Annotated in this window: 3 rRNA genes; all 3 read right to left on the bottom strand. The window is 57.1% G+C overall.

Annotated features, from left to right (window positions below):
• Positions 1-47: 47 nt before the first annotated feature.
• The 3 genes from rrf to IG69_RS0119255 all read right to left on the bottom strand — a co-directional run bounded on the left by rrf (position 48) and on the right by IG69_RS0119255 (position 5,312).
• Positions 48-164 (bottom strand): 5S ribosomal RNA (gene rrf, locus IG69_RS0119265).
• 83 nt (positions 165-247) lie between these two features.
• Positions 248-3,377 (bottom strand): 23S ribosomal RNA (locus IG69_RS0119260).
• A gap of 409 nt (positions 3,378-3,786) precedes the next feature.
• A 16S ribosomal RNA gene (locus tag IG69_RS0119255) occupies positions 3,787-5,312 on the bottom strand.
• Together the 16S, 23S and 5S rRNA genes form the textbook arrangement of a ribosomal RNA operon.
• Positions 5,313-5,461: the final 149 nt, after the last annotated feature.

Here is a 5,461-nt window from a genome sequence, read left to right as displayed (position 1 = left end):
GAGAAAGGGCCCACCAAGTGTGTTGGTGGGCCCTTTCTGGAATGGTTGTCCGGCTGCGTCCTACTCTCCCACACCGTCACCAGTGCAGTACCATCGGCGCTGAAGGGCTTAGCTTCCGGGTTCGGAATGGAGCCGGGCGTTTCCCCTTCGCTATGACAGCCGAAACTCTATGGAGATCTCAATCGGGTTCCCGACCGTATCTCGGGAACTGCACAGTGGACGCGAACACGCAAAGAATCTTTGGGTGTGTATCAAGTTGTCGGCTTATTAGTACCAGTCAGCTGCATGCATTGCTGCACTTCCACATCTGGCCTATCAACCCGGTCGTCTAGCCGGGAGCCTCTCGGGAACAAGTCCCATGGAAACCTCATCTTGAAGCGTGCTTCCCGCTTAGATGCTTTCAGCGGTTATCACTTCCGAACGTAGCTAATCAGCGGTGCCCTTGGCAGGACAACTGACACACCAGAGGTTCGTCCATCCCGGTCCTCTCGTACTAGGGACAGCCCTTCTCAAGTTTCCTACGCGCACAGAGGATAGGGACCGAACTGTCTCACGACGTTCTAAACCCAGCTCGCGTACCGCTTTAATGGGCGAACAGCCCAACCCTTGGGAGCAACTCCACCCCCAGGATGCGACGAGCCGACATCGAGGTGCCAAACCATGCCGTCGATATGGACTCTTGGGCAAGATCAGCCTGTTATCCCCGGGGTACCTTTTATCCGTTGAGCGACGGCGCTTCCACAAGCCACCGCCGGGTCACTAGTTCCGACTTTCGTCCCTGCTCGACCTGTCAGTCTCGCAGTCAAGCTCCCTTGTGTACTTACACTCGACACCTGATTGCCAACCAGGCTGAGGGAACCTTTGAGCGCCTCCGTTACATTTTAGGAGGCAACCGCCCCAGTTAAACTACCCACCAGGCACTGTCCCTGATCCGGATCACGGACCGAGGTTAGATATCCAGAACGACCAGAGTGGTATTTCAACGTTGACTCCACACACACTGGCGTGCATGCTTCACAGTCTCCCACCTATCCTACACAAGCCGTACCGAACACCAATACCAAGCTATAGTAAAGGTCCCGGGGTCTTTCCGTCCTTCTGCGCGTAACGAGCATCTTTACTCGTAGTGCAATTTCGCCGAGTTCGCGGTTGAGACAGTGGAGAAGTCGTTACGCCATTCGTGCAGGTCGGAACTTACCCGACAAGGAATTTCGCTACCTTAGGATGGTTATAGTTACCACCGCCGTTTACTGGGGCTTAAATTCTGAGCTTCGACCCTCAAGGGATCTAACCCGTCCTCTTAACCTTCCAGCACCGGGCAGGCGTCAGTCCGTATACATCGTCTTGCGACTTCGCACGGACCTGTGTTTTTAGTAAACAGTCGCTTCTCCCTGGTCTCTGCGGCCCTTCACCCTAGGAGGCAAGCTCCTTCAGGGTCCGGGCCCCCCTTCTCCCGAAGTTACGGGGGCATTTTGCCGAATTCCTTAACCACGATTCACTCGATCGCCTTGGTATTCTCTACCTAACCACCTGAGTCGGTTTGGGGTACGGGCGGCTCGAACCTCGCTAGAAGATTTTCTTGGCAGCATAGGATCACCCTGCTTCCCGCATTCGCGGTCACTATCAGGTCTCAGGATATGTGTGACACGGATTTGCCTATGTCACTCCCTACACCCTTGGACGTGGACTACCATCGCCACGCGGAGGCTACCTTCCTGCGTCTCTCCATCGCTTGACTACTACAACCTCGGGTCACGCGTTCCGCCGGCCGACCACCCATCCGAAGACGGGCGGCAGTGGCCGGTTTCAGGCGTTTAGCATCAGAAGGTTCGTCATGGGCGGTTCTTCGCCGGTTCCGGAATATCAACCGGATGTCCATCGACTACGCCTGTCGGCCTCGCCTTAGGTCCCGACTTACCCAGGGCAGATTAGCTTGACCCTGGAACCCTTGGTTATTCGGCGGACGGGTTTCTCACCCGTCATTCGCTACTCATGCCTGCATTCTCACTCGTGTGGCCTCCACGGCTGGATCACTCCGCCGCTTCCCTGGCCACACGACGCTCCCCTACCCATCGACACGCTTGGACCACCAACCCGCAGGCGTGGTGGCCGGGCAAAGTGTCAATGCCACAGCTTCGGTGGTGTGCTTGAGCCCCGCTACATTGTCGGCGCGGAATCACTTGACCAGTGAGCTATTACGCACTCTTTAAAGGGTGGCTGCTTCTAAGCCAACCTCCTGGTTGTCAATGCAACTCCACATCCTTTCCCACTTAGCACACGCTTAGGGACCTTAGCTGGTGATCTGGGCTGTTTCCCTCTCGACTACGGAGCTTATCCCCCGCAGTCTCACTGCCACGCTCTCACTTACCGGCATTCGGAGTTTGGCTAACGTCAGTAACCTGGTGAGGCCCATCGGCTATCCAGTAGCTCTACCTCCGGTAAGAAACACGTGACGCTGCACCTAAATGCATTTCGGGGAGAACCAGCTATCACGGAGTTTGATTGGCCTTTCACCCCTACCCACAGCTCATCCCCTCAGTTTTCAACCTAAGTGGGTTCGGTCCTCCACGACGTCTTACCGTCGCTTCAACCTGGCCATGGGTAGATCACTCCGCTTCGGGTCTAGACCCAGCGACTCAATCGCCCTGTTCGGACTCGCTTTCGCTACGGCTTCCCCACACGGGTTAACCTCGCCACTGAGCACTAACTCGCAGGCTCATTCTTCAAAAGGCACGCCGTCACCCCACAAGGAGGCTCCGACGGATTGTAGGCACACGGTTTCAGGATCTATTTCACTCCCCTCCCGGGGTACTTTTCACCTTTCCCTCACGGTACTTGTCCGCTATCGGTCACCAGGGAATATTTAGGCTTAGCGGGTGGTCCCGCCAGATTCACACGGGATTTCTCGGGCCCCGTGCTACTTGGGATACTTCTCTGGAGATCATGACATTTCGTCTACGGGGGTCGCACCCTCTGTGCCGGACCTTTCAATGTCCTTCGACTATGACACGATTTTCTGACTCCATGACAAGGTGTCAGCCTCGTCCGAAAAGTCCCACGACCCCGTACCTGCAACGCCTGACAGCTCTCACACAGATACGGTTTAGCCTCTTCCGCTTTCGCTCGCCACTACTCACGGAATCGCGGTTGCTTTCTCTTCCTGTGGGTACTGAGATGTTTCACTTCCCCACGTTCCCTCTACCCGCCCTATATATTCAGGCGGGAGTGACTGGACTTGCCTCCAGCCGGGTTTCCCCATTCGGAAATCCTCGGATCACAGTCTGGTTATCGACTCCCCGAGGCTTATCGCAGATTCCTACGTCCTTCTTCGGTTCCTGGTGCCAAGGCATCCACCGTGTGCCCTTAAAAACTTGATGCACAAAGATTTTAAGATGCTCGCGTCCACTGTGTAGTTCTCAACATACGGGCGGGCCCTCGCCGTACCCGGCGCCTACCAAGCAGCTGCTCGGCGGTTCGACCGCGACGAAGGTCCGACAGCCCCACCCCACCGCAACGGCAGGAGTGACGGCCCGAGGGGGAACACCACCAGCATCAAGCCGGCGGGCCCGAACCCTCAGGACCCAACAACGTGTCAGGCACCGCGCCCCATGATGCCCCCCCGCGTTCCACACCCACCCCGAAGAGCGAGCCGTACTAGCGAGGACCACCAGGTCCACGGTGCCAGAATCGATGTTCCACCCAGAGCACCCGCTGCCCCACACTCGGGGACAGACCGGGCGTTACATGGACCAGACACCCAGGGGGCATCCGGCCAGTGCTCCTTAGAAAGGAGGTGATCCAGCCGCACCTTCCGGTACGGCTACCTTGTTACGACTTAGTCCCAATCGCCAGTCCCACCTTCGACAGCTCCCTCCACAAGGGTTGGGCCACCGGCTTCGGGTGTTACCGACTTTCGTGACTTGACGGGCGGTGTGTACAAGGCCCGGGAACGTATTCACCGCAGCGTTGCTGATCTGCGATTACTAGCGACTCCGACTTCATGGGGTCGAGTTGCAGACCCCAATCCGAACTGAGACCGGTTTTTTGGGATTCGCTCCACCTCGCGGTTTCGCAGCCCTTTGTACCGGCCATTGTAGCATGTGTGAAGCCCAAGACATAAGGGGCATGATGATTTGACGTCGTCCCCACCTTCCTCCGAGTTGACCCCGGCAGTCTCCCATGAGTCCCCGCCATTACGCGCTGGCAACATGGAACGAGGGTTGCGCTCGTTGCGGGACTTAACCCAACATCTCACGACACGAGCTGACGACAACCATGCACCACCTGTATACGAGTGTCCAAAGAGAACGACATCTCTGCCGCGTTCTCGCATATGTCAAGCCTTGGTAAGGTTCTTCGCGTTGCATCGAATTAATCCACATGCTCCGCCGCTTGTGCGGGCCCCCGTCAATTCCTTTGAGTTTTAGCCTTGCGGCCGTACTCCCCAGGCGGGGAACTTAATGCGTTAGCTGCGGCACGGATCTCGTGGAATGAGACCCACACCTAGTTCCCAACGTTTACGGCGTGGACTACCAGGGTATCTAATCCTGTTCGCTCCCCACGCTTTCGCTTCTCAGCGTCAGTTATGGCCCAGAGACCTGCCTTCGCCATCGGTGTTCCTCCTGATATCTGCGCATTTCACCGCTACACCAGGAATTCCAGTCTCCCCTACCACACTCTAGTCTGCCCGTACCCACCGCAAGTCCGGGGTTGAGCCCCGGATTTTCACGGCAGACGCGACAAACCGCCTACAAGCTCTTTACGCCCAATAATTCCGGACAACGCTCGCACCCTACGTATTACCGCGGCTGCTGGCACGTAGTTAGCCGGTGCTTCTTCTGCAGGTACCGTCACTTGCGCTTCTTCCCTGCTGAAAGAGGTTTACAACCCGAAGGCCGTCATCCCTCACGCGGCGTCGCTGCATCAGGCTTTCGCCCATTGTGCAATATTCCCCACTGCTGCCTCCCGTAGGAGTCTGGGCCGTGTCTCAGTCCCAGTGTGGCCGGTCGCCCTCTCAGGCCGGCTACCCGTCGTCGCCTTGGTGAGCCACTACCTCACCAACAAGCTGATAGGCCGCGAGCCCATCCCAGACCGAAAAACTTTCCACACCATGACCATGCGGCCTGATGTCGTATCCGGTATTAGCTCCGGTTTCCCGGGGTTATTCCAGAGTCTGGGGCAGGTTACTCACGTGTTACTCACCCGTTCGCCACTGATCACCAAGGTGCAAGCACCTCAGGTCACCGTTCGACTTGCATGTGTTAAGCACGCCGCCAGCGTTCGTCCTGAGCCAGGATCAAACTCTCCGTTGATGAATACACATCCACCAAGCCCCGCAAGGGCACCCAGTGGACAACTCATACACACGAGATCGTGTGAAACCCGGCTGAGCACGAACAACCAGCAAAAGCTGTTTGTTCGTCATCAACCAAAGGAAAAACTCGGCACCACTCCCACCCCC

Origin of the sequence: Phycicoccus jejuensis, assembly GCF_000720925.1 — a bacterium.
Taxonomy (GTDB): domain Bacteria; phylum Actinomycetota; class Actinomycetes; order Actinomycetales; family Dermatophilaceae; genus Phycicoccus; species Phycicoccus jejuensis.
The sequence above is the reverse complement of the archived record's forward strand: the minus strand, read 5'-3'. Positions and strand labels throughout refer to the sequence as shown.